The sequence below is a fragment of the Shewanella mangrovi genome, assembly GCF_000753795.1.
GTDB lineage: Bacteria > Pseudomonadota > Gammaproteobacteria > Enterobacterales > Shewanellaceae > Shewanella > Shewanella mangrovi.
Map to the genome: position 1 here is coordinate 113,503 of NZ_JPEO01000003.1, position 20,280 is coordinate 133,782.

The 20,280-nt window shown below is 47.7% G+C and carries 19 protein-coding genes and 1 pseudogene; 4 read left to right on the forward strand and 16 right to left on the reverse strand.

The features are described 5' to 3' along the window. Window positions 1–148 precede the first annotated feature (148 nt). Window positions 149–1,099: a patatin-like phospholipase RssA gene (gene rssA / locus HR45_RS05670; protein ID WP_037440628.1), complete on the reverse strand. Its 951-nt coding sequence runs from the start codon at window positions 1,097–1,099 to the stop codon at window positions 149–151. Between the two features lie 218 nt (window positions 1,100–1,317). On the opposite strand from rssA, the gene HR45_RS05675 reads away from it, so the two are divergent. From HR45_RS05675 to HR45_RS05685, 3 genes are all read left to right on the forward strand, one after another. Next, complete coding sequence (locus HR45_RS05675; protein WP_037440632.1) at window positions 1,318–2,655, forward strand: DEAD/DEAH box helicase; 1,338 nt, start codon at window positions 1,318–1,320, stop codon at window positions 2,653–2,655. Between the two features lie 65 nt (window positions 2,656–2,720). Beyond that, a complete protein-coding gene (locus HR45_RS05680; protein ID WP_037440635.1) occupies window positions 2,721–3,158 on the forward strand; it encodes a DUF3010 family protein in 438 nt (145 codons plus the stop codon). A 7-nt stretch (window positions 3,159–3,165) separates the two neighbouring features. Then, window positions 3,166–3,672, forward strand: a complete 507-nt coding sequence (locus HR45_RS05685) for a M48 metallopeptidase family protein (RefSeq protein ID WP_037440637.1) — start codon at window positions 3,166–3,168, stop codon at window positions 3,670–3,672. On the opposite strand, the gene HR45_RS05690 is transcribed toward HR45_RS05685, so the two are convergent. The 9 genes and pseudogenes from HR45_RS05690 to HR45_RS05725 all read right to left on the reverse strand — a co-directional run bounded on the left by HR45_RS05690 (window position 3,669) and on the right by HR45_RS05725 (window position 14,382). Further along, window positions 3,669–4,532, reverse strand: a complete 864-nt coding sequence (locus HR45_RS05690) for a tetratricopeptide repeat protein (protein ID WP_037440639.1) — start codon at window positions 4,530–4,532, stop codon at window positions 3,669–3,671. The genes HR45_RS05685 and HR45_RS05690 overlap by 4 nt on opposite strands. A 137-nt stretch (window positions 4,533–4,669) precedes the next feature. After that, window positions 4,670–5,965 carry a peptidoglycan DD-metalloendopeptidase family protein gene (locus HR45_RS05695; RefSeq protein WP_052074544.1) on the reverse strand — a complete coding sequence of 432 codons (1,296 nt, stop codon included), beginning with the start codon at window positions 5,963–5,965 and terminating at the stop codon, window positions 4,670–4,672. A 156-nt stretch (window positions 5,966–6,121) separates the two neighbouring features. Beyond that, window positions 6,122–9,202 (reverse strand): AAA family ATPase, encoded by a 3,081-nt coding sequence (locus HR45_RS05700; RefSeq protein ID WP_037440641.1) that lies wholly within the window; start codon window positions 9,200–9,202, stop codon window positions 6,122–6,124. After that, window positions 9,199–10,344, reverse strand: a complete 1,146-nt coding sequence (locus HR45_RS05705) for an exonuclease SbcCD subunit D (RefSeq protein ID WP_037440644.1) — start codon at window positions 10,342–10,344, stop codon at window positions 9,199–9,201. Before HR45_RS05705 ends, HR45_RS05700 begins: the two co-directional genes overlap by 4 nt. Window positions 10,345–10,377: 33 nt before the next feature. Further along, a complete protein-coding gene (locus HR45_RS05710) occupies window positions 10,378–11,154 on the reverse strand; it encodes a TSUP family transporter (protein WP_037440647.1) in 777 nt (258 codons plus the stop codon). A 128-nt stretch (window positions 11,155–11,282) separates the two neighbouring features. Then, the gene (locus HR45_RS05715) at window positions 11,283–11,669 is read right to left on the reverse strand and encodes a ribonuclease E inhibitor RraB (RefSeq protein ID WP_037441385.1); all 387 of its coding nucleotides are present in this window, start codon (window positions 11,667–11,669) and stop codon (window positions 11,283–11,285) included. Window positions 11,670–11,714: 45 nt separating this feature from the next. Continuing rightward, a pseudogene (locus HR45_RS19225) lies at window positions 11,715–11,930 on the reverse strand (RNA-binding S4 domain-containing protein); the annotation flags it as partial. A gap of 27 nt (window positions 11,931–11,957) precedes the next feature. Beyond that, entirely contained in the window at window positions 11,958–12,503 is a 546-nt protein-coding gene (locus HR45_RS05720) for a GNAT family N-acetyltransferase (RefSeq protein WP_052074545.1), read from the reverse strand. Between the two features lie 73 nt (window positions 12,504–12,576). Then, window positions 12,577–14,382, reverse strand: a complete 1,806-nt coding sequence (locus tag HR45_RS05725) for a DUF885 domain-containing protein (RefSeq protein WP_037440650.1) — start codon at window positions 14,380–14,382, stop codon at window positions 12,577–12,579. Between the two features lie 78 nt (window positions 14,383–14,460). On the opposite strand from HR45_RS05725, the gene HR45_RS05730 reads away from it, so the two are divergent. Then, window positions 14,461–14,997 carry a GGDEF domain-containing protein gene (locus HR45_RS05730; protein WP_052074546.1) on the forward strand — a complete coding sequence of 179 codons (537 nt, stop codon included), beginning with the start codon at window positions 14,461–14,463 and terminating at the stop codon, window positions 14,995–14,997. 70 nt (window positions 14,998–15,067) lie between these two features. Here the strand turns inward: HR45_RS05730 and HR45_RS05735 are convergent, their stop codons facing one another. The 6 genes from HR45_RS05735 to HR45_RS05760 are packed head-to-tail and all read right to left on the reverse strand — an operon-like array spanning window position 15,068 to window position 20,017. Next, window positions 15,068–16,303 carry a tetratricopeptide repeat protein gene (locus tag HR45_RS05735; RefSeq protein ID WP_037440653.1) on the reverse strand — a complete coding sequence of 412 codons (1,236 nt, stop codon included), beginning with the start codon at window positions 16,301–16,303 and terminating at the stop codon, window positions 15,068–15,070. An 11-nt stretch (window positions 16,304–16,314) separates the two neighbouring features. Beyond that, a complete protein-coding gene (locus HR45_RS05740; protein ID WP_037440655.1) occupies window positions 16,315–16,929 on the reverse strand; it encodes an energy transducer TonB in 615 nt (204 codons plus the stop codon). 2 nt (window positions 16,930–16,931) lie between these two features. Beyond that, entirely contained in the window at window positions 16,932–17,336 is a 405-nt protein-coding gene (locus HR45_RS05745; protein ID WP_037440658.1) for an ExbD/TolR family protein, read from the reverse strand. Window positions 17,337–17,349: 13 nt separating this feature from the next. After that, window positions 17,350–17,877: a MotA/TolQ/ExbB proton channel family protein gene (locus HR45_RS05750; RefSeq protein WP_081933401.1), complete on the reverse strand. Its 528-nt coding sequence runs from the start codon at window positions 17,875–17,877 to the stop codon at window positions 17,350–17,352. Beyond that, window positions 17,877–19,235 carry a MotA/TolQ/ExbB proton channel family protein gene (locus HR45_RS05755; protein WP_037440661.1) on the reverse strand — a complete coding sequence of 453 codons (1,359 nt, stop codon included), beginning with the start codon at window positions 19,233–19,235 and terminating at the stop codon, window positions 17,877–17,879. Before HR45_RS05755 ends, HR45_RS05750 begins: the two co-directional genes overlap by 1 nt. Next, a complete protein-coding gene (locus HR45_RS05760; protein ID WP_037440663.1) occupies window positions 19,235–20,017 on the reverse strand; it encodes a DUF3450 domain-containing protein in 783 nt (260 codons plus the stop codon). The genes HR45_RS05755 and HR45_RS05760 overlap by 1 nt, the downstream gene beginning before the upstream one ends. Window positions 20,018–20,280 lie beyond the last annotated feature (263 nt).

Sequence of the window (20,280 nt, forward strand, 5' to 3'; positions counted from 1 at the left end):
TCTCGATCATGATTAGACGAGTCAGAAATACGACTGTTCAATAGTTGATGGAACGGTGTAAAAATCCGTTTTTTGCGCTTGACTCGCGGGTTGTAGAGCGATAGTTGACGATGGTGATCAGCCTTGGCTACTACCATCGTCTAAGATGTTATTCATCGTCGCCGATAGCGGCTTCAATAAGATGGCGAACCTGACAAACTGCGTCATAGCCGGCTTTAATGGCCTCTTCCGCCCGGTGAAATTCCATCATGCCAATATCGGTAACTTTCGGAAGAATGCATATATCAGGTGGATCGCCCACCAATCTTGCCCGCTTGTGACGCTGTTCCAGAATATCCATCGATTGCGACATCACCGCCAGCATGCCGGGTTGCTGTTTGTTACCCGACGAAAACTTGTGGGTTAATCCGCCGATATAGTCTTTACCTTTAGCAAAGAAGTCCATAAAGGTGGATTCAGACTGCTGTCGCTCTTCCGCTTTATCCTGTTTGCTACATTCACTCTTCACATTCACAGGCAATATCTGCAGCTTTTCACGGCGATGGCCAGCGAGATCGACCGCAATCACCACATCGACACCCATCGCTCTGGCAACAGAGACAGGTATAGGATTCACCACGGCACCATCAACAAGCCAACGTTTGCCCTGCTTCACCGGCGACATAATCCCCGGCATAGAGCAGGACGCCCGCACAGCGTTACGCAAGTTGCCACTGCGAAACCACACCTCCTGACCACTGTTCAAATCGGCGGATACCGCAATAAAGGGCTTTTTAAGCTCCTCAATTTTCCACTCGCCGAGGTGCTGTTCCATCGCATCAAACACTTTATCACCGCTAATGAGCCCACCACGGCGCCAACTGATATCCATCAGCGCTAACACCTGCCAACTGGTAAAGCCGCAAACCCACTCTTCCAATTCGTCTAGGCGGTCATTAGCATACGCAGCGCCCACCAAGGCACCAATAGAACATCCGGCAATTTTCTGCGGGTGAATTCCCATATCTGCCAGCGCCTTCAATACGCCAATATGTGCCCATCCTTTTGCGGCGCCACTGCCCAAGGCAATCCCCACTGAGGGCATAGATGTCTTATTCATGTATGGCAATTCCTGAATCACGCAGTAAATTTGACCTATAATGGCCATTCTATATGGCACGTTAGCATAAACTCAACGTGCTGAATTAACCTACATTCTTGCCATGACACTTTGATAAAGGTTGTGAGTGATGAAAGTTGGGCGAATCCGGCATAAGCGCTGCCCAAACAGGGAAAAAGCGCCTATAATATGCGGCCGCTAAAAATAGGAGTTCACTTTTGCAATTTTCAGACTTTTCTCTTGACCGACGCTTACTGCAATCTTTGGAGCATCAGGGCATCAATACGCCGACTCCAATTCAGGAAGCTGCCATTCCTGTAGCATTGGCGGGAAAGGATCTGATGGCCTCGTCAAAAACGGGCTCGGGTAAAACGTTTGCCTTTTTGCTGCCAGCATTGCAACGGGTGATCTCCACTAAGGCCTTGAGTAAACAAGACCCGCGCGTACTGATTTTGTTGCCGACCCGAGAACTCGCGAATCAGGTATATGCTGAACTGCGATCTCTGGTGGCCAACACCCAATATCGAGCCGTTAGTATTTTGGGCGGTGAGAACTTTAATGACCAAGCGAAAGCGCTCGCTCGCAGTCCTCATTTTATTGTCGCCACCCCAGGCCGATTGGCAGATCATCTTGAGCAACGCCACCTTTATCTCAACGGCTTAGAGTTGCTGATTTTAGATGAAGCCGATCGCATGCTTGACCTAGGCTTTGCCCCACAACTGCGTGCAATCAACAGCGCTGCTGATCACCGCAAGCGCCAAACGCTCATGTTTTCCGCCACTCTGGCCCATGAAGAAGTGCAAGCACTTGCCGGGGAGCTATTAAAAGAACCACGCCATGTTGCAGTGGGTGCCAGCAATGAGGCTAATCCAGATATTCAGCAACGTTTATACTTGGCGGATAATCTGACGCACAAAGAAGCCTTGCTCCAACAATTGCTGACACAATCAAATTTTCAACAGGCGATTATTTTCACCGCAACTCGCGTAGATGCTGAGCGACTGTCACAACTCGTGCAGAGTTGGGGGCATTCAGCGATTGGCTTGAGCGGTGAATTGGCGCAAAACAAACGTAATCAGGTGATGGATGGATTTGCCCGAGGGCAAACATCTGTGCTCGTCACAACGGATGTTGCCTCTCGTGGGCTTGACCTGACCAATGTGGGCTTAGTGGTCAATTTTGATATGCCTAAATTCGCCGAAGAATATATTCATCGTATCGGACGTACTGGCCGTGCTGGGGCTAAAGGTGATGCGGCCTCACTGGTTGGCCCTAAGGACTGGCGCGCCTTTGAACGCATAGAAGCATTTCTGGGACACAGCATTGAACGCGCCAGCATCGACGGCTTAGCAGCAAGTTTTAGCGGCTTAGCGCCTGAACGTAAAACGTCTAACAAACGCCCAACAAACAAGTCCGCTACCAAGCCTCGCAGTGCTAAGAAGCAGCCTAACAAGCCAGTCAGCCGCGATAAGCGCTTTATGACCGCCGTGGATGTGGGCGACGCACCCATGCGCCGTAAGCCTACCAAACCCGATGTTGGCGACAACGACAAATAACAGCTTAAACAATAACGAATCACTGTTTTGCTCAACGTCTTGGGCAAAACAAAAAGGAAAGACCAATGAAAGTTTGTGGTGTAGAGATTAACAGCAGCGAAGCCATTATCTGCATGGTGCAAGAAGATGGTGAGATGTTCAACGTACCTGAATGCCGTAGTCGTTCTATTAGTTTGCGTAACGCAAGCGATGACAAAGCAATTCAAGAATTCCATTTTGCCTTCAAAAAGCTGATGCAAGATTATAAAGTCGACGAAATCGTGATAATCAGTCGTCCGCTGAAAGGCAAATTTGCGGGTTCCGCAGGGAGCTTCAAAATGGAAGCGGCAATTCAACTGTGCGATCTGCCAGCCACATTAATTCAACAGACAGAAGTGAAAGAGCAGTTAAAGCTCAATCCGCTGCAAGTCGACTTTGAATATTTGGAACTGCGCCGCATTCAAAAACCAGCGTTTGAGGCGGCATACGCCTACCTGAACATCAAGCGTTACAGCAAGGACTAATAACGCCTTGGCGACCGACTATCTCGGCCATTACAGCCCTGAGATCCAAGCGCAAGTTGCCCAACTTCAAGCACAAGGGAAGTTGGGCGCATACCTGCTCAAGCGCCATCCAGAGGTTCATCAAATTCGCAGTGATAAAGCACTGTACGAATATACGATGGCAATTAAAAATCAGTATCTGCGCCAATCATCGCCGCTGGCCAAGGTCTGCTTTGATGACAAAATTAGTTTAAGTCATCAGGCGTTAGGGCTACACACCTACGCCGCCCGTCGCCAAGGACACAAAATCAAGAGTAAAAACGAAATACGTATCTCGTCCAAACTCAAGTTTGTGCCCGAAAGCTTTTTGCGAATGTTGGTAGTACACGAATTGGCGCATTTGCGCGAGAAGGAGCACAACAAAGCATTTTACAAGCTGTGCATGTACATGGAGCCGGATTACCACCAGTTGGAATTTGAACTGCGCTTATACCTTACCCTCGCCGAAGCGGGTGAAGACCCGTATCAGGCTTAATTCTTCTCGTTATTATCGTCAGCAATAATTTTCTCAAAACGCTGATAACCATGCAGTCCTTCAAAGTCCTTCTCTTCTTTGGCAGCCTCAGACAATGAAGCACTAAAATCCACAGCCAATTCCAGATCAGAAATCGCCTGCTCATCGGCGCCGAGTTTGGTGTATGCACAGGCCCGTTGATATAGCGCATTCGCGTTTTGCTGATCGACTTCCAGCACGCGATTACAGATACTCAGCGCCCAGTGATATTCTCCCATTTCCATCGCAGCGTCGGCCATATAGGTTAATGCTTCCAAATCCCCGGGACGAATTTTCAGAATCTCGTTATAGATTTCAATTTTCTGCTCTGGCGTTTGCGAGTGCTGCGCCCGGATCCACAGGTTGTGGATTTCATTAATGCGTTCAATCTCTTTGTTGTTTTCGCTGATAATGCGGGATTTACGCTTAAGCTCACGCTCCATATCCTGAAACTTCTTCTCATAGCGAACGGCAATTTCATCAAGTTTCTGATTGGCCATTTTTTGGGTATTAACCCGAATATCACGCAACGACTGCCAGCCCACCAGCGCAATTAACGAAGCCGCGGCGGCAATCAAGTAAAAGAAGTACGTCACAGTTACGTTGGCATAGTTCATCGATTTGTCGGCTACTGCCAATTCACGGTCAGTGATCTGCCGCGTCACACGCTTTTCCAACGATTGCTGATCCTGCCGCAACGATTTCAGCTCATCCATCACATAGCGTTCCATCAACGGCTTGTCGTAGAGACTTTGCTGTGAGTAAGGCACTGTCTTTGGCTCTTCTGCCGCTAGGGTGGAAAAAGCCAAACTAAGGAAAATCAGCAGCAGGTAGCGGGTCATGGAAGCCTCGTTAGATAATTTCAACGCTATAAGCCTAACAAGGCATTGATTAGTGAGCAAATCCTTGCCCTCGAAAATTGTCGCCATCAAAACAAAAAATCCCCGCAAGTTGCGAGGATTTTATCGTCTGGGTCGACTCAGCCGAGATTCATAATATGGCGTCGTTGTTCCACCAAAGACTTGAACGCCAACAACTGCTTTTTATCCAAATGACTCGCCATAGGAATTTTTGCAGTCAACGGATTGACCGGATGCCCATTAATATGGAACTCATAATGCAGATGTGGCCCGGTCACACGCCCAGTGTTGCCCGACAACGCAATCACTTGACCACGACTGACCCGCTGGCCTTTGTGCACCATCACTTTGGACAGATGCAGATAACGAGTGGTGTATTTGCTGTCATGCTCAATCACCACGTAACGGCCCGCATAAGGGTGATTGGTCACCAATTTCACTACGCCATCGCCAGTTGCTTCGACCTTGGTACCGATTGGTGTAGCAAAGTCAGTACCGTTATGCGGCGACGTACGACCGGTAACCGGATGGTGACGATGAGGGTTAAAACCCGAACTGACACGATAAGCTCTCGCGAGCGGATAACGCTGGAACGCCCGTACTAAGCTAGCGCCGTTTTCATCATAAAAGTTACCGTCTGCATCTTGGAAGGCAGTAATATCGTTGCGGCCGTTATGAATGCTAATACCTAATAACTGGCTATTACCAGTCGATTCGCCTTCAACGAATTGATCTTTAAGCAGAACAGAAAAGGTATCTCCTGCACGTAAATCACGGGCAAAGTTCACCTTGTCTTTGAGCAGCATTTCAACGCGCTGAATTTCTCCGGCGCTTAAACCCACTTTTTCGGCTGAACGGTAGAAAGAACCGTTGATCGCGCCACTGACAATACGGTCTTGCCAGTTGCCGGGCACATTAATCTCTTTGACCTCATAGCTACCGTCATCATAACGGCTAAACACCACTTGTCGCGCGGCATTAAAATGCAGCTCTAATTTGGTCAACTGCTGCTGTTCATCGGTCCAGAAACTAATCCGGTTACCTGGCATCAGGGTATCTAATGCCAGAATATTGAGATCGGCTTCTAGCACCTTGTACATGGTTTGCTGATCGACACCCGCTTGCGAAAACAACGCACTTAGCGTGTCACCCGATTCAATTTTATGCACAAAACTTGGCGCATTGGTCACGACCTCAGCCATTTCTCCGCCGTGCTGTGGAATAAAGCGACTAAAATCGAGTTCTAACGGAATTCTGTTGCCAACACTGGCAATATGCCCAGATTGAGAGTTTGGCCACAACATCGCAGCAGCTAAACAAAAACCAGTGATTAACAGTGTCTTACGGTGAAGAGATGGCAGTGCCTGCAAACGGGCGGTATAACTGCTAAACCCAAAAAACTTCTCTGTTTGCAACCTGCGTCTCCTAGGGTGATTAACGGTAAAAGACTTGCTGCCACGCTGTTTGTGGCAGCACCGAACCTACAGAGTTATATCAGATCGAACGCAATAAACAAGGCTAAAGCTTGTTCCGTTGCCAATTGCTGACTTTTTATACTGAATTTTGCGAAATTAAGCACATTCCAGCCGAATAACACTGCCGCGCGCCTGTTTCAATACATCGACTCGTGTGAGGATCTGCTCTTTCATCTCCGTCACGTGAGAAATCACGCCAATCATGCGGCCACTGGCTTGTAGGTCGATTAAGGTCCGAATGGCGAGTTCCAGTGAATCCTGATCCAGACTACCAAAGCCCTCATCAATAAACAGAGTATCCAGCTTGATGCCGCCAGCATAAGCCTGCACCACGTTGCTCAAACCCAGCGCTAACGATAAGGCGGCCATAAAACTCTCACCACCACTTAAGGTGGCTACTGGGCGCACTTTACCGCTGTAAGCATCTTCAACTTCTAAATCTAAACCTGACGCCCGGTTCCCTTTGGCCCGCTCTTCCTTACGCAGCAAGCGATAGCGGCCTTTGCTCATTCTTGCTAGCCGTTCAGACGCGTCCAACAATACATCGTCCAGCAACACACTCAACACAAAGCGCTGCAAACTGAGTTTGCTCTGGTTATTACCATTGGCGACATCGGACAGGGTGCCAACCACAGCAAAACGGCTTTCTAAGGCCGCTAACGCTTTCGCATCTGCTGCCAGTTTTTGCTGGCAGTTGCTGAGATTTGTAATCCGACTATTGAGCAATTGGAACTGCTCATCAGCAGCGAGCAACGCTTGCTGTTGTGTCTCAAGCGCTGCCGTCAATGCACTTAGGTCTGGCTGAGTAGCATCTTTGAGTTTCTGCTGTAACGCCTCTAATTGGCCGGACAGTGAATGACATTGTTGCTGCCATTGCTCAATTTGCTGTGCAATCTGCAGTTGCAAAGCGGCATCAAGCTGCGCCTGCTTTAATGCATCAGTATCGCTAAATCCGCTTTGCTGCAACGCGCTGATGAACTCCTGCTGCGCTTGTTCGCTATAGCGTTGCGCTTGGGTAAGTTGCTGTTCGCGTTCGTTCAGGGCACTTTGAGCCTCTGCCAACTGCTGAGCAGTTTGTTGCTGAGCTTGCTGAATATGCTGCATTTGCTGCATCAGGGTCGTCTGTTGTTGGCTTAACGCACTAAGTTGTTCCCCAAGCTGCTTGAGCGCTGCATTTGCCGTTAAACCTTGTAGTTCTGCGGGTAAACGTCGCTGATTTTCCTGCAATGCACCAGCTAAGCTACTGCACTGACTCTGCTGCTCGCTCAGCTGCTGTTGGGCGCTATTTAGCTGTTGCTGCTGCTGTGTCAGTTGCTGTTCTACCTTTGCCAACCCTTGTTGTTGCGATTCCAGCTGCTGATCCGCTCGCTGGATTTGGGTAAGCTGCTGCTGTAACTCAGTTAATCTGTGTTGCCATTCAGTCAGCGGCACAGGACTATCACCCTCAATGGATAACGCCTGCATCAATGGTTTAAGTTGCTGTTCAATATGAGCAATTTTATCGAGAATATTACGATAATCACTGCGCTGCGTTTCATATTCACTGCGTTTGGCTTCTACCAATTGCTGCGCATGCTCTAACTGCTGTTCATCCGGTATGGCGACATCGCTGTGCGCTGGTGACGGATGCTGTAGACTGCCGCACACTGGGCACGGCATATCGGGGCTTAATTGCGCCGCCAACAATGCAGCTTGTCCCTGATGCCATTGCAGCCGCAGCGCTTTTAATCGATGCTCCGCCTCATCTAAGTTACTTTTGGCCTGTTTCCCCTGCAGGGTCTTTTGTGCCAGCTGTTGCTGGAATTGCTGCAGCTGATGCTGCAGGTCAACTATCTGCTTGCCCTGTTCACATTGCCGCTGCCACTGATATTGCTGCTCTTGCAAAGCGGGTAACTGTCTCACTTGTTGCTGTAGCTGCTGTATCGTGTCCACGTTCTGCGTTTTTTGCAGCAGCAACTGCTGTAGCCGTTGTTGTGCAGTATGTTGATTGCGCTCAGCCTGCTGTCGCTTTAGCTGAGCATCGTCCAGCTGTTGCTGCTGCTGATAGTAACTCTCCAGCACGGGGTTAATCTGCTCAGCTTGCTGCTGTGCGGCGCGGCATTGCTGCAATTGGACATCAAGCGTCGGCAAGTTTTCAGCCTGTTTTTCCGCATCAGATTTCGCTTGTGATGCACGCTGTAATTGCTGCTGTGCATTCTTAAGCACTTGTTGCTGCTGCGCGAGTTCCTGACTACGCTGTTGCTGCTGACGATAGACAGGAAGTACTTGTTGCGCTAACTGCGCCAAATTCAGCCGTTGTTTTAAGCCGTCCATTTCCGCTTGGCGCGCCTGTTCCCGCTGTAATTGAGTGGCTAGACGACTTTTTTCAGCCAGTTCCGCAGTTAACTGTTTACCTTGTTCGAGTTGCTTTGCAGCTTGCTCTACCGCGCTACTGAGTCGCTGTCGCTGTGATTTCGCCTGTTCGAACTCAGGAGTTAAGTCTTTAAGGGTTTGCGTCAACGCATCGATGGACTCAACGCCAGCCGTTTCCAAAATACCAAGCCGCTTTTGTTCTAAATCATGGGCGTCCTTGCGAATAGTGGCCGCCTGTAACTTCAAACGTTCTTCAATACGGCTATAAATACTCGTTTGAAAAAGCTGACTGAAAATCTTTTCCCGCGCTTTGGAGTCTGCCAATAACAGCTCGCGGAACTTACCTTGCGGCAATACCATCACCTGGCGGAACTGATCGACATCGAGCCCAGTCAGCTCTTCAATCATGCTAGTGGCTTCCGAGACTTTACTTGCTACCAGCAATTCTGTGCTGGCATCGCTATTGATGCGCAATAATTCTGCTTCTGCATTTTGACTAGTGTAACCGTCACCACGGGCTTTAGGACGTTGTTGGTCGGGAATGCGTTTTATGCGATAGCGCCGTTCTCCCAACTCAAATTCAAATTCCACGGCGGTTAGCAAACTTTCATCGGCATAATCACAGCGCATCTGCGGCGCTTCGCGTTCATTGCCGGTTGTTTTGCCGTAAAGCGCAAAACAGATCGCATCGAGAATACTGGTTTTCCCAGCGCCTGTGGGACCGTTAATTAAAAACAACGGATTGTTGCCAAGCTCGGAGAAATTGATAACTTGCTTATCAGCAAACGGCCCAAATGCGCTCATAGACAACTGTACTGGCTTCATGCGTCTTCTCCCTGATGCAGCTCATCTAACAACCCATGCAGATGTTGTTGCTGCGCATCAGTCAGCGGCGCGCCAGCTACTTGCGCAAAGAAATCGCTGAACATTTCCAGTTCACCTTTTTTAATACGTTCACGGCCAATTTCACGATCTGCTTGTTGTGCCATTAACCCGGTACGTTCAAGATGCAGCACATTTGGATAACGACTACGCAGTTTCCCCATCGGGTCAAGCAACGCGTGAGTGTCGCTTAAACGCACCATTAGATAATCCTCTGCATGAGGATCATCTTTGGCATCATCAAGAAGCTGCTGCAAACTCCCTTGAATGATACGAACATCGCGGGCGGCGGTGATCGGCAGCAAGGTAATGTTGGCAGGCTGTTGCGGCTGCAACTCGACTAAGGTAATGGACTTGCGTTGATTGGCTTCACTAAACGAATATTTCAGCGGTGAACCGCTATACCTGACATGGGCTTCACCACGATACTGCGGCCCGTGCAAGTGTCCAAGTGCAGCGTAATCAAACGGCGCGAATAACTCCGGTGAAATACGGTCAGCACCGCCAATGCTCAGCGGTCGCTCAGACTCAGATTCACTGCTGCCGTCTAAAAAACAATGCGCAATGACGACTTTAGCCAAGCCTTGGCTATCGTGATTGCTCGCCTGTTCGAGTAGCGCTGCCATTGCTTGTTCGTGACTGCTGATGCTGTCATCTTCGAGCAGATGCCGCACAACAGAAGGCTCTGCATAAGAAATGGGATAAAACCACGCATCCGCCGTTTTCCCTTGCAGTCGAATCGGCGTTAATTCTGCAGTGAGATTACCCATAATATGTAATCCGCTTCCCGTCATCTGTTTCGCCGCAAACCCGAGACGGTCAGCGCTGTCATGGTTACCAGCGGTAAGGACAACGGGAATATGGTGCTCGGCTATAATTTCATCAAGAAAATCAGATAGCAGTGTTACTGCGCTGGCAGGTGGAATAGCGCGGTCATAGATATCACCGGCGATAATAAGTGCGTCAACTTGGTGTTCAACCGCTAATTGGCTGATTTGGCTTAGTGCCAGACGCTGTTGTTCTATGAGGGACTCGCCGTGCAGTTGCCGACCAAGATGCCAGTCAGAGGTATGAATAAACTTCATTAACTTGTTCGCTTCCTTGTGCTTACTACGACGTTAAAACGGTTGCAGATGATATTGCTCGGCTAACAGCTTAACACTCATCAATAGTGACATTGTCACCACTAATGGCTTAATTAACTTGGTGCCTTTGCTAATCACTAAGCGAGAGCCTAAAGTGGCACCAAGCCCCTGCCCGACCAACATAATCAGCCCCATACTCCACACCACTTTTCCGCCAAGAGTAAAAAATACTAACGATGAAATATTGGTGGCAAAGTTCATCACTTTGGCGTGTGCGGTCGCTTTGGCGATCCCAAATCCAGCTAACGTGACAAACCCCAGTGCGAAAAAGCTCCCTGTTCCCGGGCCAAAAAAGCCATCATAGACGCCCACGCCTAAACCGATAGTCAGTGCAAACGCCCCAGGCTTAAGCACCCGTGCGCTATCGTCATCCGATACTTTTTTTGAAAATAAAAAATAACAACCGATAGCCAAGATCAAAAATGGCAACACCATTTTAAGTACTCCGCCGTCGACAAGTTGCACGGCAATGGTGCCAACCGCCGAACCAACAAGCGCGCAGATAATTGCCAGTTTCATATCCGCAAGCTTGACCATGCCCTTGCGCACAAAATACACGCTAGCGAAAAAGCTACCGCCGCACGCCTGCAATTTGTTGGTTGCCAGTGCGGCCGCCGGTGGCAGCCCAAGCCACATTAACGCCGGGATAGTGATCAGTCCGCCGCCCCCGGCAATGGAGTCGATAAACCCTGCCACAAACGCGACAAAAAAGAGAAGCAACACCAGTTGCAGAGTAAGCTGAATGTCCATTAAGGCATATTTTGGTTATTAGAGTTGATTCGCTATTAGAGAGCTTTTCTGCCCAAAACGCAAAGGCAGCGCCAATAAAAAAAGCCACCCTGTTGGTGGCTTTTCGACAAGCGATATCGTAATAGCGATTAGTGGTGGCAGTGCTCGTCACACTCGTGCTCATCATCACCGGCAAATTCATCACCTTCTTGATGTTGCATCACGCCCCAGCCATCGGTCATACCATCAAACTCGGCAGCGAAGCTATTTAACGCGGTTTCCTTGGCTAAAATCGCATTATATTCAGGCACCATGTTGAAGGTGGCGATAATTTCCCACTTTTCGACTTCTTCATTAAATTGCAGTTCGAGCTCGCCAGATTCATCGTTCGCGGTCAAATCTTCCAGTGCCGATTCTGCATCACGGCGATCTTCGAACACCAAGAAAAAATCGATATCTAGCGATTGGCTTAAGTCCATACCGGCGTCGGCCATCGCCTTCAACATTTGGCCATTATCGTCATCAGGAAATTGCATACTTGATTCCTCAACTGCGCCAGCTACGGCAAGCACTTGAATACTGCTGCCAGCGAATTCAATGCGGTCACCCGCGTATATTTTTTTACGTTTGCGAGTTTCTACTTCGCCGTTAACCTTGACCAGTCCGTCAGCAACGGCAATTTTCGCTTGTGCGCCGTCCTGAGTAAGCCCTTCCGCCTTAAGAATTTTATACAGTTCAATAAATTCTTCGTCTGCGCGTAAGTAAAATTCAGTGAAAGTTGCCACTGTGGTATCCATCTAGAAAAATTGCACGGATTATAGCAATCATGACGTCGAGGAGCCATCATCTAGCAATAGCCCATAGTAAAGATCATCACACCATTGACCCGCAATGCGATGATTGTGGCGTAACCGTCCCTCAAGTTGGAAACCACACTTTTCCAGTACGCTGGCAGACGCTTGATTGCCCGCAACACAGCGACCGATAACCTTATGAAGTTCGAAATACACCTTCGCCCAGTTGACCAACGTCTTTAACGCTTCGCTAGCATAACCGTGGCCATGATATTCGGGCGCCAACAGATAACCGACTTCCGCCTGCTGCAACTCTTCATCTACGCAGCTTAATCCCATTAATCCGATAGGTTCACCATTAAGTTCGAGGGTAAATGATAGCCAATCGTCGACATAAAAATCTTCCCCAGCACAGCGCGCCTGAAATTTTTCTCTGAGCATAGGTTCCGGCTCAACATCGCGAATATAGCGATTTATGTGCTTATCAGAATTTAATCGTAAAAATAGCGGCCAGTCAGCCTCGCACATAGTGCGCAAAATCAGTCTTGGGGAAGAAATAGTAATGTCAGCCATCATACAAGCAGTTTTGAAGAACGAATGCTCATGACCATAACATAGCAAAACGCCGTCTGACGACGGCGTTTTAACATTATTGCTGCGCAGCTATCCAGCTATCGATTTTAGTTTCCATTACCGCCAGCGGTAATGAGCCGGTGGTAAGCAACTGATCATGGAATGCCTTTAAGTCAAACTTATTTCCTAAAGCCTGCTCTGCCTTATGCCGCAGAGAAAGAATTTTCAGTTGCCCGACTTTATAAGATAACGCTTGTCCTGGAATCGCCATATAGCGCTCAACTTCCGCAACAATGTCGCTTTCCGCCATCGGCGAATTATCTTTCATGTACTGAATGGCTTGCTCTCGCGTCCAATGCTTTGCGTGCATCCCTGTATCAACGACTAAACGCATAGCGCGCAGCATTTCGTCAGATAACTTCCCAAAGTATTGGTAAGGGTCTTTGAACATGCCCATTTCTATGCCGAGATATTCTGAGTACAACGCCCAACCTTCTTCGAAAGCGGTGTAACTGCCAAACCGTTGAAACTGCGGCACGTGCTCCAGCTCTTGCTTAATCGAAATTTGAAAATGGTGGCCAGGCGACGCTTCATGCAACGACAACGTCGTCATCCCCCACTTAGGCTGGGCATGCAAGTTGTAGGTATTGATGTAGAAAACCCCGGGACGGCTGCCATCAACGGCAGGCCCTTCATAAGATGCGCCTGCCGCAGATTGCTCTCGGAAGGCCTCTACTGGCTTCACAATATAATCGGCTTTCGGCATCACATTGAAATACTGAGGTAACACCGCATTAATGCGGGTCTTAACTGCGTCATAGCCTTTAATCAAAGCATCGGGCGTTTGATAGAAATACTGCGGCTCTGAAGATAACGAGGCAAAGAAGGCCTTTAAATCCCCTTTAAACCCGACTTGCTGGCGCACTTTATCCATCTCCGCCATGATACGAGCGACTTCCTGCAAGCCGATTTGATGGATTTCGTCGACAGACATTGACGTTGTCGTATGGTAGTTAGACAGATACTGATACCAGGCTTTACCATTAGGCAGATCCCAATAACCTGCAGTTTCACGCGCAGCAGGCAAGTATGTCGTTTCAAAATAGTCAGCAAGCGAACTTAAGGCTGGCAACAATTCATCACTGATCATCAGCTGATACTCATGCGTTAACTGCTGTTTTTGCTGAGCGCTAAATGACGCTGGTAACGCCTTAATAGGGTCATAGAAAATACTTTGCTCAGGCGTTTGCACTAACTGCGCACGTAATTGCGGAATGATCCGTTGAACCAAAATCTTCGGCAAAACGACATGTTGAGCAATACCTTGCTCCATGCGTTGCTGTGCCAGCTTGGTCCACTTAACGAAGCCCTTTACACGATGGTGCCAGTTTTCATAATCCTCTACGGTGGCGAACGGTTGCGCACTTTCGCCACTGCCGAGCTGCACCATCGTAATGACTGAACTATAAAACTGCGTCATTGGCAGTAACTTACTGGGAAACTGTTCCCCTTGCAGTGCGACCTGTCGATCATAGATAAACATGTCGTAACTAAGCTGCAAATCCTTGGGCAAGGCGGCACGTTCTATCTTTTGTACCGATAGCAAATAACGAGTGTTCAGTTCATGCATGGCTTGGTAATAGCTGTCGGTGAGGTCACCGCCAAAATCGGCGTTATAGTTGTTAACACCGGCAAACGTGGCATAAAGAGGCTCGAGCTTCAGATATTCTTGGAAAAACTTATCAGCCAACGCCAAATACTGCGCCTCTGCTGACTGCAACATAACACCGGTTCCATTTTTCTGAGGCTCTGCCATATGTTGACTGCAAGCCGCAAGTCCCAAAACAGCCACCACAGCCATAGCTACTAGACCCATTTTCATTATTATTCATCTCCTTCGACGCCAGCGAACTCAACACCTAGACTATAATGAACAGGCAATTGAGCAGAGGTAACCGGTATGATCTATTCATTCAATAACTCCGGTTTCAGGGATCCGGAAACCGGTGTCTATAATCAAACTTACTTTATGGAAGTGTTTCACCGCGAGTGGTTCCGCCATCTACGCGACAAACAAAACTTATCGTTATTGTATATTCACCCGTTGATCCATGAAAACTCTGCGACTCCTCATTTGCGGGAGTTTTACTCAGCCAAAATACAACAAAGCCTTTTACGCGCCACCGATATGCTTGCAAGAATGAATCAACATGTGTTTGCAGTAGGTTTATTCAACACAGATGAAGAAGGGACAAAACGGGTTATTGAGCGGATTAATGAACAGCTCGCACAATTCTCTCAAGACTATCGTAACCAACATGGAGATGCGCTTGAAAGCAAAATGGTAGCGTGCATTTGCACACCCACAAAAGACTTAAAACCTGAAACACTCTTCATTACCGCTGATGAATTACTACATCATCCCGAGAAACAAGCAGACAATGCCAGACATCATGAGTGCATTCTGAGCACGTTAACGAGTGATAGAACACACTAGCGTTATTTACGACGTTTCAAACAATAAAAAAGCCCCTAGCTTAGGGGCTTTTTCGACAAGCTTACTCTGCTTAGATAGAGACGTTATGCAGCTTGGCTTTGTCTTTAATATAAGACATATAGCTCTTAGCTGTTTTCGCGGTTTTGCTATCTTTAGAAGCTAACTGAGCGTACTTATAAGCCGCTTTGTAGTTTTTCAAGTTCAGGTAGGCAAGTGCCAATTCGAACTGTGCTTCACCTGGATTATCAATACCAGCGTTCAATGACTTCTCTAACACACTAACAGCTGCTGAGTACTTCTGATTCAGAGACAGAATACGTCCCTGTTTCAGATACAGTTTACCACCGCCACTCTTCGCCAGATCCGCAGCTTGACCATAGGCCGTTGCCGCATCGTCCAGATCTTTAGCTTGGTGATAAAAACCAGCCAACATTGTCATGTGTTTTTCGTCTTTTGGTACCAGACCAGACTTAATGTGCTGCGACAAAATAACCGCTGCACGATGCGCTGAGCCTTTAGATGCCAACAACTGTGCTAAACGCACAATGTTATCAGATGACTCTAAATAGCCAGCTTGATAAGCGATCTCATAGGTATCCAGCGAATGATCATAGTCTTCGATCAGCAGATACAGCTGAGCCAGCTGAACCCATAGACGTTTGTCGTCAGGGAAAATAGGCACCATCACTTCAAGAACACCAACTGCTTCCTTGTACTTCTTCATATTAAACAAAGATTGGAACTTCAGTTGGTACAGACCTTTGTCAGGCTTGTCAGAGATCTTGATACCTTCATCAACTGTCTTCAGCGCATCATCCCAACGCTTAAGCTCGGTATAAGCAATCGCGATACGACGATAAACAACAGCATCTGTCTTACAGGTAAATGCCATCCACTTACGGTAGTAGCTGATCGCAGTTTCATATTTCTTCTCTTGCAGCAGCAAATCTGCATACAAACGAAGTGTCGCTGCGTGGTCAACACCACCAAGAACGTCAGCGTCTACAGCAGTTTTCAGATACTTGATGGATTTATCCATCTGACCTTTTTCTGCGTAGAAGTTACCTAGCATACGAGAAACATAAGCGATGTCGAACTCACCTTTTGGTGAAGCTTCGAGCAGCACTGAGATTGCTTCGTCGATGTTGCCGTTTTGATATGCTTCAAACGACTTTTGAACCTTACGACCAGTGCTTTCACCAACTGCTTTTGATTGACGAGCGTCGATAGGACACTTGTCAGCAGCAATCGCACTACCGGTAAAGGCCAGCAGCATTGTTGCTGCAAGGATAGTTACCTTACGCATGCTTACCTCCCTTAACCTTTGTTCAGTTTAAAGTCGAGTTGAACAGTCATACCAGGCTGTCTAACTGCCTTACCGTCAACAATTTTTGGCTTGTACTTCCACTTACGTAGAGCACGGATCGCTTCGCGGTCGAAAATACGACGTGGTTCTGCGTTGATAACTTTAACATCATCAACACCACCAATTTCGTTAATCGTAAAGCTCAGCTGAACCCAGCCTTCCTTACCATCACGAGCTGCAGCAATAGGATACTGAGGTTCGATACGTACGATAGGAGTTGCGTCACCATCGCGAGACATCATATTACCCAGTTTAAATCCTGTGCTCGGACCGCCTGCTGCAACACTGCCCATGTTGAATGACATGTTCATGTCCATGTTGCTGCTACTATCCGGCGGAGTCTCATCTAATTGAGGAGGCTCTTGTGGTGGTGGAGGCGGCTTAGGTGGGTCCCTAGGTTTATCCTGAACCTTACTGTCCTGCCTATCCATTGTGATCTCGATAGTCGGCGTATCGGCGCCGGTGTCGGCGCGCTTAGCGCCGCCACCAACCAATGTTGCCATAAACCAAAACAGACCAAATGTCACAGCAGCACCAATAATGATAGATACTAGTGCTCTTAACATAATTAGTCTTTCCCCGCTGATACCGAAATCTTATTAACACCAGCTGACTTAACTTGATCCATTACGCGAACAACCAAGCCGTGTTGGGCTTCTTTGTCTGCTTGAATCAATACGGCAGCTTCCGGTGCTTCAGCCAGCATACGTTCGACGTTAGCTGAAACACGTTCAATATCAACCTGCCGGTTTTCCATCATAATAACGCCAGTTTTACTAACGCCAATAAAGATGTTGGCAGATGGTTTTGAAGTCGCTGTTGAAGCTTTTGGCTTGTTATAGTCAAGACCAGAAGGCTTAACAAACGATGTAGTCACAATGAAGAAGATCAGCATGATGAACACGATGTCCAACATCGGGGTCATATCAACCTGTGCTTCTTCATCTACATTTGAATGCTTTTTACGTGCCATGTTCAATCTCTCTTTAATGCTGAGGCAATTTGTCTTTCAGGCGTTCTAAGCGGATTTTCATTTTCGAATCCAGACGTGTGCTAAAGAACACACCTGAAAGCGCCGCCACCATACCAGCCAAAGTCGGCATAGTTGCTAATGAAATACCAGCAGCCATCAAACGAGCATTACTAGTGCCCTGAGTTGCCATCACATCGAACACTGAAATCATACCGGTTACAGTACCTAACAACCCAATCATCGGGCAGATAGCTACCAAGGTTTTGATAATCAGCATACGTGCATTCATATCTTGCTTCGCTCGGGAAACCCAAGCTTCACGGATGCGCTGAGCGTGCCAAGTATGTCTCTCTTCCCTGGCCATCCATGTAGCAACGATTGCTTTGTGAGCTTTTGGTACGACCCAAGTCATATACCAATAGCGTTCAAGCATCATCACCCACATGAGAAACAGCACCAATGCTACCAGCCAAAGGACGTCGCCCCCGGCGGCCATGAAGCCCCTGACGGCATCCCAAATGTCCATCAGGTATAGCATCATTAGTCAGCCCTCTTCTCAGCGTGTTCCGCAATAATACCAGCACTTTGTTCTTCAAGAATTTGAACAACTGACTTACTGCGAGCCACAACAACAGCGTGAACCAGCATCAGAGGCAGTGCAGCAACCAGACCTTCTACGGTAGTTACCAGTGCCATAGAGATACCGCCCGCCATCAGTTTCGGATCACCAGTACCGAACAACTGAATGCTTTGGAAGGTCGCGATCATACCAGTTACGGTACCGAGCAGACCCATCATTGGAGCGATTGCAGCCAATACTTTGATGATAGAGATACGTGCTTCAAGCGCTGGAGTTTCTTTCAGAATTGCTTCGTCAAGTTTCAGTTCCAGAGTATCTACGTCAACGTCTTTGTTCGCAGTGTAAACTTTCAGTACACGACCCAATGGGTTGTTACCTGGGTTTGCAACGTTTTTAGCTTGCGCTTTAACTTTCATACCAGCCAAAGTCAGCGTCAGCAGACGTTCTACCGCAATCAGCAGACCAAAGATCAGCAATGCGATAATGATGTAACCGATAATACCACCCGCTTCGATACGTTCTTGGATGCTTGCTTTCTGAGTGAAGATGTTCAGCAAAGTACCACGAGCAGGGTCAATGTAAACTTTAGCAGTACCAGAAGTCGCTTTTTCGAAATCTGCTGCAGCGCTTACCATGTAACCATCAGGTTGTTGAGACAGCTCTTGGATAATACCTAGGTCTGGCTTCCAAACTACATATTTACCGTCAGCGATCAGGTTGAACGCACCAACACGGGTAACTGTAGTAGTTTCAACGTTACCGTCGATATCAGTTACAGAAGCGTTAAACTTAACTACTTTACCGCCCTGAGTGATTTCAAACAGTTCTTCTTCCCAGAACTTTTCCAGTTCATCAATCTTAGGTAACTGCTTACGAGCACCCAATTCAGAAATGAACTTGTCACGGCCAGGGAACTGAGCGCTTACGTTAGAGTTGATCAGCTTGCCAGCGAAATCGCCAGCTTCACCTTTAACAACACCGAACATTTCACCCAAGTCACCTTGAGCGGTTTTCAGATCAGCTTCAAGTTGAGCGATCTTGTGTTCGTTGTCGAGGAACGCTTGGTTCAGGTCTTTACCACGCTTAGTTTCTGCAGCAAGAGCATCTTTCTCTTTCTTCAGCAGCGCAGCTTTGTCGCCACGTTCAGCTTGGAATTCAGCTTCACGTTTAGCGTTAATTTTACCTTGGGTAGCTCGTTCGGTTTTGATCTGTTGCAGCAACTGATCAATTGTCTTTGGCGCTGGGTCAGCTGCGTGAGCCATACCAGCAGTCAAAGTGAAACTAGCAGCAATCAATGCTGAGGTGATTAACTTCTTCATTATTTTGCAGCCTCCGCAGCTGGAACAGGTAACGCGAACAGATCCATTGCCCCTTGTTTACGAGCAATACGAATGCCTTTGGTGATGTCACGCAGATAGCTGTCATCCAGAGTATCCCAAGCTTTGGTCTCTGGGTTGAACATCCAGGCTTTTCTCTGATCCAAGCTTTGTGCATACAATGCCACGCGGCCTAAGCGGAAATAGTCAACCAGTACTTCTTTACCGTCGAGGTTCAGCTTACCAGTTTCAACGTCTACGAAGTTACCGTAGTCACGCTCGATAGCGTATGCATCCAGAATCAAACGGAACTTTTCTGCCAAAGTTACTTCAGCAGTGTTCAGTACGTTTTTCAGGTTTTCAACGCGAGCTTTACGGTCTTCAGCGCGGAAAGGAAGATCTAACGCTACGAATTTTTCGAGGTTATCAACCATTTTGAACATCAAAGGTACAACACCCTGACGCAGTTTATCTACGCCGTTGATGTCGTCTTGGATGCCTTTCATGGTGTTTTCTTGGTCAGCGACCAGAGTCGCCAAATAATCGTTGTAGCCTTTCAGCGATTCTCTTTGATCTGCAACGCTTGAGTATTCAAACAGCATATCTTGAGCTTGATCGAAATATTTATCGACCTTCGCTTGAGACTTTGCTGCATCACCGTGCAACTGACCTGCTGCTGCTTGAGCATCGGTCAGCGGATCAGCAACAACGAAGTTGCTACTGGCAAGAGCCAGCGCGCCAACGAGCGCAGAAGCGATTTTTGTTCTATTGCTTACCTTGGACATAGTTCCCAACCAATTTGAAGTGAATAAACAATTCAACTTAGCCAATGTAGTCAACTTACAAGATTGATTACACTTCTAAGTACATCTTTCTGTTGTGATTGTTAGATTTTTCTTCCCTTTTCTATGCCTACTGGAGGCATAGACCCGCTGGAATCATTTCATAAAAGCCCGAGTTGTGTCAACACGGAATCAAGGGAAAAACGAGCCGAAAATGGCTTATAAAGAAGCAAATTTTTAAAAGTGTAACTTTCTCTCGTTATTAC

Excerpts from the sequence above, each read along its gene's own strand:
- rssA (WP_037440628.1), bottom strand. The coding sequence starts at position 1,099 with ATGAATAAGACATCTATGCCCTCAGTGGGGATTGCCTTGGGCAGTGGC.
- HR45_RS05680 (WP_037440635.1), top strand. The coding sequence starts at position 2,721 with ATGAAAGTTTGTGGTGTAGAGATTAACAGCAGCGAAGCCATTATCTGC.
- HR45_RS05690 (WP_037440639.1), bottom strand. The coding sequence starts at position 4,532 with ATGACCCGCTACCTGCTGCTGATTTTCCTTAGTTTGGCTTTTTCCACC.
- HR45_RS05700 (WP_037440641.1), bottom strand. The coding sequence starts at position 9,202 with ATGAAGCCAGTACAGTTGTCTATGAGCGCATTTGGGCCGTTTGCTGAT.
- HR45_RS05705 (WP_037440644.1), bottom strand. The coding sequence starts at position 10,344 with ATGAAGTTTATTCATACCTCTGACTGGCATCTTGGTCGGCAACTGCAC.
- HR45_RS05710 (WP_037440647.1), bottom strand. The coding sequence starts at position 11,154 with ATGGACATTCAGCTTACTCTGCAACTGGTGTTGCTTCTCTTTTTTGTC.
- HR45_RS05715 (WP_037441385.1), bottom strand. The coding sequence starts at position 11,669 with ATGCAATTTCCTGATGACGATAATGGCCAAATGTTGAAGGCGATGGCC.
- HR45_RS05720 (WP_052074545.1), bottom strand. The coding sequence starts at position 12,503 with ATGATGGCTGACATTACTATTTCTTCCCCAAGACTGATTTTGCGCACT.
- HR45_RS05725 (WP_037440650.1), bottom strand. The coding sequence starts at position 14,382 with ATGAAAATGGGTCTAGTAGCTATGGCTGTGGTGGCTGTTTTGGGACTT.
- HR45_RS05730 (WP_052074546.1), top strand. The coding sequence starts at position 14,461 with ATGATCTATTCATTCAATAACTCCGGTTTCAGGGATCCGGAAACCGGT.
- HR45_RS05735 (WP_037440653.1), bottom strand. The coding sequence starts at position 16,303 with ATGCGTAAGGTAACTATCCTTGCAGCAACAATGCTGCTGGCCTTTACC.
- HR45_RS05740 (WP_037440655.1), bottom strand. The coding sequence starts at position 16,929 with ATGTTAAGAGCACTAGTATCTATCATTATTGGTGCTGCTGTGACATTT.
- HR45_RS05745 (WP_037440658.1), bottom strand. The coding sequence starts at position 17,336 with ATGGCACGTAAAAAGCATTCAAATGTAGATGAAGAAGCACAGGTTGAT.
- HR45_RS05750 (WP_081933401.1), bottom strand. The coding sequence starts at position 17,877 with ATGATGCTATACCTGATGGACATTTGGGATGCCGTCAGGGGCTTCATG.
- HR45_RS05755 (WP_037440661.1), bottom strand. The coding sequence starts at position 19,235 with ATGAAGAAGTTAATCACCTCAGCATTGATTGCTGCTAGTTTCACTTTG.
- HR45_RS05760 (WP_037440663.1), bottom strand. The coding sequence starts at position 20,017 with ATGTCCAAGGTAAGCAATAGAACAAAAATCGCTTCTGCGCTCGTTGGC.